At 60.2% G+C, this 13,163-nt stretch carries 14 protein-coding genes; 12 read left to right on the plus strand and 2 right to left on the minus strand.

All coding sequences use genetic code 11. The annotated features are described in order from the left end of the window. Nucleotides 1-672: a FadR/GntR family transcriptional regulator gene (locus EDF70_RS16415; RefSeq protein WP_132275586.1), complete on the minus strand. Its 672-nt coding sequence runs from the start codon at nt 670-672 to the stop codon at nt 1-3. 173 nt (nt 673-845) lie between these two features. Between EDF70_RS16415 and EDF70_RS16420 the strand changes: the two genes are divergently transcribed. From EDF70_RS16420 to EDF70_RS16475, 12 genes are all read left to right on the plus strand, one after another. Then, nucleotides 846-2,378 carry a sugar ABC transporter ATP-binding protein gene (locus tag EDF70_RS16420; protein WP_132275923.1) on the plus strand — a complete coding sequence of 511 codons (1,533 nt, stop codon included), beginning with the start codon at nt 846-848 and terminating at the stop codon, nt 2,376-2,378. 8 nt (nt 2,379-2,386) lie between these two features. Beyond that, nucleotides 2,387-3,436 (plus strand): ABC transporter permease, encoded by a 1,050-nt coding sequence (locus EDF70_RS16425; protein ID WP_132275589.1) that lies wholly within the window; start codon nt 2,387-2,389, stop codon nt 3,434-3,436. A gap of 109 nt (nt 3,437-3,545) precedes the next feature. After that, on the plus strand, nt 3,546-4,490 hold the full coding sequence (locus tag EDF70_RS16430) for an ABC transporter substrate-binding protein (protein WP_132275592.1): 945 nt from the start codon (nt 3,546-3,548) through the stop codon (nt 4,488-4,490). Nucleotides 4,491-4,555: 65 nt separating this feature from the next. Next, on the plus strand, nt 4,556-5,563 hold the full coding sequence (locus EDF70_RS16435; RefSeq protein WP_132275595.1) for an aldo/keto reductase: 1,008 nt from the start codon (nt 4,556-4,558) through the stop codon (nt 5,561-5,563). A gap of 4 nt (nt 5,564-5,567) precedes the next feature. Then, the gene (locus EDF70_RS16440) at nt 5,568-6,380 is read left to right on the plus strand and encodes an amidohydrolase family protein (RefSeq protein WP_132275597.1); all 813 of its coding nucleotides are present in this window, start codon (nt 5,568-5,570) and stop codon (nt 6,378-6,380) included. An 11-nt stretch (nt 6,381-6,391) separates the two neighbouring features. Next, entirely contained in the window at nt 6,392-6,721 is a 330-nt protein-coding gene (locus EDF70_RS16445) for an L-rhamnose mutarotase (protein WP_132275600.1), read from the plus strand. A 13-nt stretch (nt 6,722-6,734) separates the two neighbouring features. After that, a complete protein-coding gene (locus EDF70_RS16450) occupies nt 6,735-7,469 on the plus strand; it encodes an SDR family oxidoreductase (protein WP_132275603.1) in 735 nt (244 codons plus the stop codon). Between the two features lie 48 nt (nt 7,470-7,517). Next, nucleotides 7,518-8,363 (plus strand): fumarylacetoacetate hydrolase family protein, encoded by an 846-nt coding sequence (locus tag EDF70_RS16455; protein ID WP_132275606.1) that lies wholly within the window; start codon nt 7,518-7,520, stop codon nt 8,361-8,363. A gap of 39 nt (nt 8,364-8,402) precedes the next feature. Then, entirely contained in the window at nt 8,403-9,692 is a 1,290-nt protein-coding gene (locus EDF70_RS16460) for an L-fuconate dehydratase (protein ID WP_132275609.1), read from the plus strand. A gap of 7 nt (nt 9,693-9,699) precedes the next feature. Then, the gene (locus EDF70_RS16465; protein WP_132275612.1) at nt 9,700-10,869 is read left to right on the plus strand and encodes a fumarylacetoacetate hydrolase family protein; all 1,170 of its coding nucleotides are present in this window, start codon (nt 9,700-9,702) and stop codon (nt 10,867-10,869) included. Between the two features lie 67 nt (nt 10,870-10,936). Then, nucleotides 10,937-11,182 (plus strand): type II toxin-antitoxin system VapB family antitoxin, encoded by a 246-nt coding sequence (locus EDF70_RS16470; RefSeq protein WP_132275925.1) that lies wholly within the window; start codon nt 10,937-10,939, stop codon nt 11,180-11,182. Next, a complete protein-coding gene (locus EDF70_RS16475; RefSeq protein WP_132275615.1) occupies nt 11,182-11,586 on the plus strand; it encodes a type II toxin-antitoxin system VapC family toxin in 405 nt (134 codons plus the stop codon). The genes EDF70_RS16470 and EDF70_RS16475 overlap by 1 nt, the downstream gene beginning before the upstream one ends. Nucleotides 11,587-11,630: 44 nt before the next feature. On the opposite strand, the gene EDF70_RS16480 is transcribed toward EDF70_RS16475, so the two are convergent. Further along, entirely contained in the window at nt 11,631-13,157 is a 1,527-nt protein-coding gene (locus EDF70_RS16480; protein WP_132275927.1) for an altronate dehydratase family protein, read from the minus strand. Nucleotides 13,158-13,163 lie beyond the last annotated feature (6 nt).

Here is a 13,163-nt window from a genome sequence, read left to right on the forward strand (position 1 = left end):
TCAGTTCTCCACCCATCGGCGGCCGGAGGCCGTCAGGTGTGCATGCATGGCCGCCTGCGCCGCCAGCGGATTTTTCGCCTCGAGTGCTGCCAGAATGGCCTCGTGTTCGCTTAAGGCAAATTGCCAGGTTTCCGGCGTCTCGAAGCGGCCACGCATGTGATCCGACATCGGGCTATGCCTCTCGTCGAACAGGCTGGCGACGATTTCCGAAAGAACCGAATTGCCGGCGCTTTCCGCAATGATCAGGTGAAACTGGCGATCCTGCTCCAGCGGCTTGCGACCCTCGTCGATCTCCGAGCGCATGGCGACAAGAATATCCCGAAGCGTGGCCAGCGTTTCGGTTGGCATGGCGGCGGTTGCCTGAACAATTACCGCGCTTTCGATGACGGCGCGTGCCTGCATCAATTCCGTCGGACTTTCTCCAAGCGAACGGCCGGTAACCGCTGGCCTCGCCGCGTTCAGCACATAAATTCCCGACCCCATGCGAATCTCGATCGTGCCGTCGATTTCCAGCGCGATCAGTGCTTCGCGCAGGGATGGGCGCGAAACACCCAGTTGTTGGGCCAGATCACGCTCCGCCGGCAGACGGGAACCGGGCGGGTATTGGCCATTGACGATCAGTTGTCGCACCTGATCGGCGATCTGCTGGTAAAGGCGACGTGCATCCGTCATCGTGGTCAGGCCAATCGATCCATATTGCATTCTGAAATTGAATAGATGGCCAAAATTGAGAAAATGCAAGTCAGCGGAGAATAATTGGCTTGACCAATATTAATTTCGCGGCCTAGTTTGCCCATCGAAAGCTCGGGAGGCTTTTGCGCGAGGAGGAGATCGCGATGGGAGGAATGCCGGCAACGGCAGGCAATGTCGATGCGCGGCCGGTCGTGCTGAAGCTCGATAATGTCTCGAAGGAATTTCCGGGCGTGAAGGCGCTGTCCGGCGTAAGCTTCGATCTGCGCGCCGGTGAGGTGCATGCGGTCTGCGGCGAAAACGGCGCCGGCAAATCGACGCTGATGAAGATCATCAGCGGTGTCTACCAGCCGAATGGCGGATCGGTCACCTACAAGGGCGAGCGGGTGCAGTTTGCCACGACCTTGCAGTCGGAAGCCGCCGGCATTGCCATCATTCATCAGGAACTCAATCTCGTCCCGCATCTGACGGTGGCGGAAAACATCTATCTCGCCCGCGAACCGCGTCGTGGCTGGCTGGTCGATCGCCGAAAACTGTTTGCCGATGCAAAACGCTGCCTCGATCGCCTCGGTGTCGATATCGATCCGAATGTGCAAGTGCGCACGCTCTCGGTCGCGCAATGCCAGATGGTCGAGATCGCCAAGGCACTGTCGCTGGATGCGACCGTGCTGATCATGGACGAACCGACGTCTTCGCTGACCGAGCAGGAAGCGCAGCTGCTGTTCAAGGTCATTCGCGACCTGAAAGCCCAGGGCACCGGCATCATCTATATTTCGCACCGTCTCGACGAGATGGCGGAGATCGTCGATCGCGTCACGGTTCTGCGCGACGGCCGCTATATCTCCACCGATGATTTCGCCGATCTCAGCATCGACGACATCGTGGCCCGCATGGTCGGTCGTTCGCTGGAGGACAAGTTTCCCGAGCCAACGCGTGTGCCGGGCACGGATGTCATTTTCTCCGTTTCGGCTCTGACGCGCGCCGGTGTTTTTTCCGACGTGAATTTCGAGATCCGCCGCGGCGAAATTTTAGGGTTTGCCGGGCTGATGGGGGCAGGTCGTACGGAGGTGGCGCGGGCCATTTTTGGCGCCGATCCTCTGGATGCGGGAACGATCACACTCGATGGCGATACGCTCAAAATCACCGATCCGCGCAGCGCCATTGAAGCCGGCATCGCCTACCTTTCGGAAGACCGCAAGGCGCAGGGGCTGGCGGTGAAAATGCCGGTCGATGCCAATCTGGTGATGGCGCGCATGCAGGCGGTCAGCAATTCGGCGGGCGTCATCGATCGCAGAAAACATCGCGAGGCAAGCCAGCGTTATGTCGATCTCCTGAATATCCGCACACCGAGCCTCAGCCAGCCGGTGCGGCTGCTTTCCGGCGGCAACCAGCAGAAGATCATCATCGGCAAGTGGCTATTTCGCGAGCCGCGCATCATGTTTTTCGACGAGCCGACGCGCGGCATCGATGTCGGCGCGAAATTCGCGATCTACCAGATCATGGACGAGCTTGCGGCAAACGGCATCGGCATCGTGCTGATCAGCTCGGAATTGCCGGAAGTGCTGGGCATGTCGGATCGCGTCGCGGTGTTCCACGGTGGGCGCATCACCGCCACGCTGAATACGCGCGACACCAATCAGGAAGAAATCATGCATTACGCGTCCGGCAGCGGCCGGCATGCGGAATAGGGGGCGTCATGGCCGATATTACCAATGAAAAGCCGGCGCCGCAGCCCGCCCAGCCGCCGCAGGGCCGACGTCTCAGTGACCGGCAAAAGGATATCATTCAGAAGTTTGCGGCACTCGGCAGTCTGGTCGTCCTGGCGGTGATCTTTTCGGCCACCAGCAGCGCCTTCATGTCTGTCGGCAACGGCATGACGATTGCCCTGCAGGTGACGTCCATCGCGCTTCTCGGCATTGGCGCAACCTACGTCATCATCACCGGCGGTATCGATCTGTCGGTCGGTTCGGTTCTGGCCTTGGCCGGGGTCGTCGCGGCGTTGGTGGTGAAGGAACTGCAAATGCCGATCTGGATCGGCATGCTGTGCGGCATCCTCACCGGCTCGGCCTGCGGGCTGATCAACGGCCTCATCGTCACGCAGCTGAAACTGCCGCCCTTCATCGCGACCTTGGGCATGATGCTGATCGCGCGCGGCGTCGCCTTGCAGATTACCGGCGCACGCGCCGTGTCCGGTCTCGGCGAAAGTTTTGGCGAACTCGGCAATGGCTCGCTGTTTCGCATCGAGAGCATTGATGAACTCGGTTTCCCCGTCGTCACTTTCCCCGGCATTCCCTATCCGGTCGTGCTGATGATCGTCATCGGTGTCATCGCGGCTTTTGTGCTGAACCGCACCGTGCTCGGTCGTTACATATATGCGATCGGCTCGAATGCCGATGCCGCGCGGCTGTCCGGCGTCAACGTTTCGCGCGTCACGGCCTTCACCTATGTGGTTTCCGGCACGCTGGCTGGTCTCACCGGTTGCGTGCTGATGTCGCGCCTTGTCACAGCCCAGCCGAATGAGGGCGTGGCTTACGAACTCGATGCCATTGCCAGCGCCGTCATCGGCGGCACCTCGCTGATTGGCGGGGTCGGTACGATTTCCGGCACGATCATCGGTGCCTTCGTCATCGGCATCCTGCGCAACGGCCTCAATATGAACGGCGTTTCCGCCTTCACCCAGCAGATCATCATCGGCCTCGTCATTCTGGTCACCGTGTGGATCGACCAGTTGCGCAACCGCCGCTGAAGAGACGGGAGCGGCTTGGCCGCTTTCCTGGACGTGCATGCCAAGGGAAGGAGAGGAGCCTTCCCCCGCCACGGCCCCGGCAGGGCCGGCTTATCGAGGAGGATAAGACATGCGTAAACTGACGATCGCCCTGATGGCCTCGGCCATCGCCCTGGCCGGCGCAACCGGCGCTTCGGCGGCGGAAATCGCCGTCATCGTGAAAACCGTCAATTCCACCTTCTGGCAGAACGTCCAGAAGGGCGCGGATGCGGCGATTGCCACCGCCAAGGGCAAACACACCATGACCTTCCAGGGCCCGGCGGCGGAATCCGCCATCGCCGATGAGGTCAACATGGTGGAAAACGCCGTCAACCGTAAGGTCGGCGCCATTCTGCTTGCCCCGTCCGATCCGGATGCGCTGGTGCCGGCCGTTAAGAAGGCCTGGGAAGCCCGCATTCCGGTCGTCATCATCGACAGCCAGCTCGCTGACGGTGCCGACAAATATTACCAGTCGTTCCTGGCCACGGACAACCGCAAGGCCGGCGAACTGGCCGCGCAGGCGATGATCGACAAGGTTGGCACGACCGGCAAGATCGCCGTCATGTCCTATGTCGCCGGTGCGGGCTCCGAAATCGGCCGCGTCGGTGGCTTTACCGATTACATCAAGAAAAACTCCAAGCTCGAAATCGTCGGCCCGTATTATTCGCAGTCGCAGATGGCGACGGCGCTGAACCAGACCACCGACGTGCTGGCTGCCAACAGCGACCTCAAGGGCATTTTTGGCGCCAACGAGCCGACCGCGATCGGCATGGGCCGCGCCATCAAGCAGGCCGGCAAGGCGGGCAAGATCGTCGCCATCGGCTTCGACGGCAATCAGGACCTTCAGGAATTCGTCAAGGACGGCACGCTGCATGCCACCGTCGTGCAGGGTTCCTACCAGATGGGCGACAAGGGCGTCGCAGCCCTGCTGCAGCTTCTCGACAAGCAGAAGGTCGAAAAGACCATCGATACCGGCGTCGTTGTCGTGACCAAGGACAATATCGACAAGCCGGAAGCCAAGAACGTTCTTTACTGAGCCAGACTTTTGACGCGCGGGCCTTTGTCCGCGCGTCTTATTCAAAGCGATCAGGATTTGAGAGTATGAAAGTTTCCGACAGGCGCAGGCTGCGCAACCGCGATGTCTCGTTCACCGTGATGGGTCTCGGCTGCGCCCAGATGGGCAATCTCTACCGGCTGACCAGCTATGCGGAATCGCTCTCCGCCTTCGATGCGGCCTGGGAGGCGGGCATCCGTTATTTCGATACGGCACCGTTTTATGGCTACACCCGTTCGGAACGCCGGCTCGGCACCATGTTGACTGATCATGAACGCCAGAAATATCTGCTCAGCACCAAGGTCGGCCGCATCATGGTGCCGGATGAGACTGTGGGTGCGGAAGAGGATGCCTATGTGGCGCCGCTGCCTTTTCGCCCGACCTATGATTACAGCTATGATGCGATCATGCGGTCTTTCGAGGCGAGCCGTCAGCGCCTAGGTATCTTCGCGCCCGATATTCTCTACGTCCACGATATCGGCCGCGCCACGCATGGTGATCGTCACCAGCATTATTGGGACCAGCTGACCAAGGGGGGCGGTTTCAAGGCGCTGGGCGAGTTGCGTTCGAGTGGTCTGATCAAGGCCGTAGGTCTCGGCGTCAATGAGTGGCAGGCGGTTTCCGAAGCCATGGATGAATTCGACATCGACGTTTCGATGCTGGCCGGCCGCTACACGCTGCTGGAACAGGATAGTCTGACCCTGCTCGACCGTTGCCACCGCGAAGGGGTGGGCATCGTTGTCGCGGGCGCCTTCAATTCCGGTCTGCTCGCTGGCAACAAGAAATTCAATTACGCCGAGGCGCCTGCCGACATTCTCGCTCGCGTGAACGAGATCGAAGCGGCCTGCGAAGCAGAAGGTGTTTCCATGCAGGCGGCGGCGCTGGCCTTTCCGACGCTGCATCCGGCCGTCGTCACGGTCGTTTCAGGTGCGCGCAATGGCGAGCAGATGAAAGCCAATGTCGGCTGGTTCGAACAGGATATTCCGGCATCCTTCTGGACGCGCCTCAAGGAAAAGGGCGTGATCTCGGGTGATGCTCCGATCGGGGACAAGTGACGCCATGGTCATCGATGCCCACCAGCATTTTTGGCTTTTGAAGGATCGCGGTGGCGGCTGGCCTCCACCGGATCTCGAAGCGATCTATCGTGATTTCCTGCCCGCCGACCTGGCACCGGAGATCAAGGCTGCCGGCGTGACCGGCACGGTTCTGGTGCAATCGCTGCCAAGCGTGGCCGATACCCGCTTCATGCTTGGTCTGGCTGATGTCAGCGACATCATTCTCGGTGTTGTCGGCTGGGCCGATCTGAAGGCGGCCGATGCGCCTGATATGATTGCAGACCTCGCCAAGGCAAAGAAGCTCAAGGGCCTGCGGCCAATGCTGCAGGATATCTGCGACGAGAACTGGATCGATGACGCGGCACTGGAACCGGCGGTCGATGCGATGATCGCGCATCAGCTTGTGTTCGATGCACTGGTGCTGGAACCGCATCTGCCGGCTTTGCATGCTTTTGCCCGCCGCCATCCCAGCCTGCCGATCATTATCGATCACGGCGCCAAGCCGCGTATCGCCAGCGGACATTTTACCGATTGGCGCCATGCCATGTTGCGGCTTGCCGAACTCGATAACGTCGCCTGCAAGCTTTCCGGTCTTTTGACCGAGGCCGGCGATCAGGATCCGCGCGCGCTGCGGCCCTATATCGAGACCATTCTGGACCTGTTCGGGCCCGAGCGGGTGATCTGGGGCAGCGACTGGCCGGTGATCAATCTCGCCGGCAGCTATGGCGCATGGATCGCACAATGCCGCGATATCGTGCCGACCGCCGACCACGAAGCCGTTTTCGGCGGCAATGCCCGCCGTCTCTATCGCCTGTGAGGATTTTGCGAATGCAGAGAATGGGAATGGTCATCGGCGTGCAGCCGGGCAAGGTCGAGACCTACAAGGAATTGCACGCCACTGTGTGGCCGGAAATCCTGGCGCTGATTTCGAGCTGCAACATCAAGAACTACACGATTTTTCTGAAAGAGCCGGAAAATCTTCTGTTCGGCTACTGGGAGTATCACGGCACCGATTTTGAAGCCGACATGGCGAAAATGGCAGCGAGCGAAAAGAACCGGGAATGGTGGTCGTTCTGTATTCCCTGCCAGAAACCGTTCGAAACCCGGAAAGAGGGCGAATGGTGGGCCATGATGGAAAACGTTTTCCACCTCGATTGATAAGGATGATGAAATGACCGGGAACATTCAGGGCAAGACGATTGTCGTTACCGCTGCCGGGCAGGGTATCGGCCGCGCCAGCGCGCTTGCCTTCGCCGCGGCTGGTGCAAAAGTCTGGGCGACCGACATTAATGACGCCGCGCTCTCCACGCTTGATGGTGAAGCCAATATCCAGGCCGCGCGTCTCGACGTGCTCGACAATGCCGCTGTGACGGCTTTCTTCGATCGCATAGGCGCCGTCGACGTGCTCTTTAATTGCGCCGGTTTCGTGCATGCCGGTTCGGTTCTGGACATGCCGGATAGCGATCTCGATTTCGCCTTCAATCTCAATGTCCGCGCCATGGTGCGCACCATCAAGGCGGTGCTGCCCGGCATGCTGGAACGTGGTGACGGCACGATCATCAACATGGCCTCGATCGCTTCCAGCTCCAAAGGCGTGCCGAACCGCGCGGCCTACGGCATCACCAAGGCTGCCGTCATCGGGCTCACCAAATCCGTTGCCGCCGATTACGTGGCGCAGGGCATCCGCTGCAATGCCATTTGCCCGGGTACGGTGGAAAGCCCGTCGCTGGAAGGGCGCATGCGCGCTCAAGGGAATTACGACGAAGCCCGCGCCGCCTTCATCGCCCGCCAGCCGATGGGCCGCCTTGGCACGCCGGAAGAGATTGCCGACCTTGCCGTCTATCTGGCCGGTGCGACCTACACGACCGGTCAGGCCGTCGGTATCGACGGCGGCTGGGGGATCTGATTTTCTGGCACCTGCCGATTTTGAAATATGCAATGAAAGGATACTGACATGAAGTTTCTCCGTTACGGCGCACCCGGTGCCGAAAAGCCGGCCATTCTCGATGCCGACGGCAAGATCCGTGATCTTTCCGCCCATGTTTCAGATCTTTCCGGTGCAGCCCTTGCGCCTGATGCGCTGGCAAAGCTTGGCGCGATCGATGTGAAAAGCCTGCCGCTGGTGGACGGTGATCCGCGCCTTGGCCCCTGCGTTGCCGGCACCGGCAAATTCATCTGCATCGGCCTGAACTATTCCGACCACGCCGCCGAGACCGGTGCGACCGTGCCGCCGGAACCGATCATCTTCATGAAGGCGTCTTCCGCCATCGTCGGCCCCAATGACAATGTTCTGATCCCGCGCGGTTCGGAAAAGACCGACTGGGAAGTCGAACTCGCCGTCGTCATCGGCAAGACTGCGAAATATGTGACAGAGGCCGAAGCACTGGATTATGTCGCCGGTTATTGCGTCACCAACGACGTCTCCGAGCGCGCCTTCCAGACGGAGCGTTCCGGCCAGTGGACCAAGGGAAAATCCTGCGACACGTTTGGCCCGATGGGCCCGTGGCTGGTCACCAAGGATGAGATCCCTGACCCGCAAAACCTTGCCATGTGGCTGAAGGTGAATGGCCAGCAGCAGCAGGACGGTTCGTCGAAGACCATGGTTTATGGCGTGGCTTTCCTCGTCTCCTATCTGTCGCAGTTCATGTCGCTGCATCCGGGCGATGTGATCTCCACCGGCACACCTCCCGGCGTCGGCATGGGCCTGAAGCCGCCGCGTTACCTGAAGGACGGTGATGTCGTCGAACTCGGCATCGAAGGCCTCGGCACACAGAAGCAGACTTTTGTCGCCGACCGCTAAACCAACATAACCTTCCATTCTGACAGACGAGGCCGCCTCATGACCCGTATCACCAATCTTCGTGTTTTCGACCTGCGTTTCCCGACCTCGCAAAGTCTGGACGGGTCCGACGCCATGAACCCGGATCCGGATTATTCGGCGGCCTATGTCATTCTCGAAACCGATCGCGAAGGCATTTCCGGCCACGGCCTGACGTTTACGATCGGTCGAGGCAACGACATCTGCTGCATGGCGATCGAAGCCATGCGGCATCTCGTTGTCGGCAAGGATCTGGCCGAAATGCGCGCCGCGCCGGGCAAATTCTGGCGGCACCTGACGGGTGACAGCCAGCTGCGCTGGATCGGCCCGGACAAGGGTGCGATGCACCTTGCCACAGGCGCCGTCGTCAACGCGCTCTGGGATGCGCTCGCCAAGGAAGCGGGCATGCCGGTGTGGAAACTCGTGTCCACCATGTCACCGGAGGAAATCGCCGATATCGTCGATTACCGGTATCTCACCGATGCGCTGACCCGCGATGAGGCGATCGACATCCTGCGCAAGGCCGAGGCCGGCAAGGCAGAGCGGATCTCGATCCTAGAGAAGGAAGGTTACGCCTGCTACACGACCTCGGCCGGCTGGCTGGGGTATCCGGACGACAAGCTGCGGCGACTGGCGCAGGAAGCGGTCGATGCCGGTTTCAACCATGTGAAGATGAAGGTGGGACGCGACCTCGAAGACGATATCCGCCGCCTGACCATCTGCCGCGAAGTGATCGGTCCCGACCGTTACATGATGATCGACGCCAATCAGGTCTGGGATGTCGATCAGGCGATCGACTGGGTGAAGGCGCTGGCCTTCGCCAAACCCTTCTTCATCGAGGAGCCGACCAGCCCGGATGATGTTGCCGGCCACAAGAAAATTCGCGAGGCGATAACACCGGTCAAGGTGGCGACCGGCGAAATGTGCCAGAACCGCATCATGTTCAAGCAGTTTATCGCCGAAGGTGCGATCGATATCGTGCAGATCGATGCCTGCCGCATGGGTGGCCTGAACGAGGTTCTGGCCGTACTACTGATCGCCGCGAAATTCGACAAAGCGGTATGGCCACATGCCGGTGGCGTGGGGCTTTGCGAATATGTGCAGCACCTGTCGATGATCGATTACATTGCGGTATCCGGCACAAAGGAGGGCAGAGTGATCGAATATGTCGACCATCTGCACGAACATTTTGTCGATCCCTGCGTCATCAAGGATGCGGCTTACATGCCGCCGTCGAAGCCCGGTTTTTCGATCGAAATGAAACCGCAATCGATTGCCGATTATACATTTGGCCGTCCGAAGGCTGCGTGAGGAATTGATGATGACGAACGATATTCTGGCTCTGACACTTTCCGCTGAAACCATTCTGCCGGGCGACGCCGACAAGGCGATCCTGATCGGCCGAGTCTGGTCGAATGCAGCTGGCGGCCCGTTGCCTGTGCTGTATCGCGGTGGCCAGTTGCACGACATTTCCGCAATCGCCTCGACCTCCAGCGCGCTTCTTGAAATCGACGGTATTGCCGCGCGTCTGGTCAACGAAGCCGGTCCAGCCATCGGCCCGCTCGAGAAATTTCTCGATGGCAGCCTCGGTGCGCTTCTGGCGCCGGTCGATCTGCAGGCGGTCAAGGCTGCCGGCGTCACCTTTGCCGGTTCGATGCTGGAACGGGTGATCGAAGAGTTTACGCGCGGCAATCCGGCCGAAGCGGCGAATGTTCGTGCGCGGCTTGCGCCGGTGCTCGGCGAAAAGCTCACCGGCTTGGTTCCGGGTTCTAAGGAAGCTGGGGAAGTGAAGGCGCTGCTGACCGAGATGAAACTGTGGTCGCAATATCTCGAAGTCGGTATTGGCCCGGATGCGGAGATCTTTACCAAGGCACAGCCGATGTCTTCGGTCGGGTCTGGCGCGCTCGCTGGCCTGCACCCCAAGTCGGAATGGAACAACCCGGAACCGGAAGTGGTGCTGGCCATCCGTTCCGATGGGCAGATCGTCGGCGCGACACTCGGCAATGACGTCAACCTTCGCGATATCGAAGGCCGTTCGGCTCTGCTGCTCGGCAAGGCCAAGGATAACAATGCCTCCTGCTCGATCGGCCCGTTCATCCGCCTATTCGATGACACGTTTACGCTGGATACGGTGCGCAATCTGGAAGTGTCGCTGAAAGTGACCGGCGAGGACGGTTTTGTGATGGACGGCGTCAGCCGCATGAACGCCATCAGCCGAGATCCCGCCGATCTGGCCGGGCAATTGCTCAATCCCAATCACCAATATCCCGATGGCGCGGTGCTGTTCCTCGGCACGATGTTCGCGCCGGTCAAGGATCGTCGCGGCCCCGGTCAGGGCTTTACCCATGAAGTGGGGGATCGGGTAGAAATCAGCGCGCCGGAACTGGGCCGTCTGGTCAACCGCATGGCACGCTGCGCCGACTGCCCGCCCTGGACGTTTGGGGTTGGCGCGCTGATGCGCGATCTGGCGGGAAGGGGGCTTTTGTAGGCGGCAATTGCCAATGGAGGCGACAGGATCTACATTGATCTTGTGGTTCGTCTACATGGAGGCAGCTTTGCCTATAAACGTCAACAATCGCGAAGCAGACGCATTGACACGCGAGTTCGCGAAGATGGCGGATGTGAGCATCACCGACGCCATCGTGATCGCCATGAAGGAGGCGATCGAACGGCGTCGCAAGATCGAGACGCCAATTGAAACCGCGGCACGTCTGCGTGAAAAATTCGGTATCACACTTTCTGAGCAGGCCAAGAAGCCTCTGCCGAAATCCGTATTCGATAGCATGTGGGATGAAGGCTGATGTATGTCGATGCCTGCGCCATCATTGCTATTGCATCGAATGAGCAGGAAGCCGAACGTATTTCGAATGCGTTGAGCGTCGCGAAAGCGCCGATTACATCGGTCGTTGCTGTCCTGGAAGCTGCATTGGCATTGGCGCGGCCTGATAAATTCAACCAACCCGTTTCGCAAGTGGAGCCGTTTTTGATGGCTTTTCTCAAGGAGCGGGGAATTGACCTGTGTGATCTGCCACCAGCGAGAACGGCATCGAGCCTGGTGCTGATGGCAGCAGACAAATTCGGACGCGGCCCGAACCGGCTTAACCTTGGTGATTGCCTGCATTATGCCTGCGCCGCCCACTATCAGGTGCCGATACTCGCCACCCATAATGAATTTCGGCAGACAGATCTAGAAACCGTACCGTGACTTGTGAGCCGTAGGGCCGCCCAAACACGACGGCCCATCCGCAATTACATCACCGCGCCGATCTGCCACGGCACGAATTCGTGCCGTCCATAACCCAGCAGTTCCGATTTCGACTTCTTGCCCGACGCAACGTCGAGGATGACCTCAAAAATCTCGCGGCCCTTGTCTTCGAGGCTCACACCATCGATGACGTCGCCGCAATTGATGTCCATGTCCTCGGTCATGCGGGCGTAAAGCTCGTTATTGGTGGCGAGCTTGATTGACGGCACCGGCTTGCCGCCATAAGCGGAGCCACGGCCTGTGGTGAAACAGAGAATGTTGGCGCCGCCTGCCACCTGCCCTGTCGCCGCCACCGGGTCGTAGCCGGGTGTGTCCATATAGACAAATCCCTTGCGGTCGATGCGCTCGGCGTAGCGATAGACGCCTCTGAGCGTGGAATTGCCGCCCTTGGCGACGGCGCCGAGTGATTTCTCCAGAATGGTGGTGAGTCCACCCGCCTTGTTGCCGGGGGAGGGGTTGTTGTTCATCTCGCCGCCATTGCGGGTCGTGTATTCGTCCCACCAGGCGATCAGGTCAACGATCTTCTGGCCGACCTCGACGCTTTCGGCGCGGCGGGTCAGCAGGTGTTCGGCGCCATAGATTTCCGGTGTTTCGGAAAGGATCGCCGTGCCGCCCTGCCGCACCAGCATGTCGGCAGCGACACCGAGCGCGGGATTGGCGGTCAGGCCGGAATAACCGTCGGAGCCGCCGCATTGCAGCGCCAACGACAGTTCGGAGGCCGAGATCGGCTCGCGCTTCGAGCGGGCGACGAAAGGCAGCATTTCCTTGATCCGCGCAACCCCTGCCTCGACCGCCTTGCGGGTGCCGCCGGTTTCCTGAATGGTCAGAGACTGAAAGTGCTCGCCCTCGGCAATCCCGTAGGTTTCCTTCATGCGCGGGATCTGAAACACTTCGCAGCCGAGGCCGACCAAGAGCGCTGCCGCAAAATTCGGATGGCTGGCGTAACCCCATTGCGTGCGCGACAGCACGTCGAACGCCTCGCCCTTGCCGGCCATGCCGCAGCCCTGGCTATGCGGCAGTGCCACGATGCCGTCGATATCCGGGTAATCGTTCAGAATGCCGGAGCGGTTGATCTCTTCGGCGATGTAATCCACCGCCGTGGCCGAACAGTTCACGGAAGACAGAATGCCGATAAAATTGCGCGTGCCGGCGCGGCCGTCGGCGCGGCGGAAACCGTTGAAGAATGCCGGTGCTTCGCCGGGCAGCAACGTCTCCTTTGGTTTGGCTTCGGCGGCGAAAGCATAATCGCGCTCGAAATCCTCGCCCATGGTGACGTTCTTTTCGTGCACCCATGCGCCGGGCATGATGTCCGTCGAGGCAAAGCCGATGATCTGACCGAATTTGCGGATCGGCTCACCCTTGGCGATCGGGCGCGTTGCCACCTTGTGGCTGCGCGGCACACGAGCGATAGCCACGACATCGCCTTCGATCGGCGTCCCGGTGGGCAGGTCGGCGGTCGCTACCACCACATTGTCCTGCGGGTTGAGGCGCAGCGTCTTTTTCGTGGTCATGTTCAC

This window comes from Neorhizobium sp. JUb45 (assembly GCF_004343585.1).
Classification (GTDB): Bacteria; Pseudomonadota; Alphaproteobacteria; order Rhizobiales; family Rhizobiaceae; genus Neorhizobium.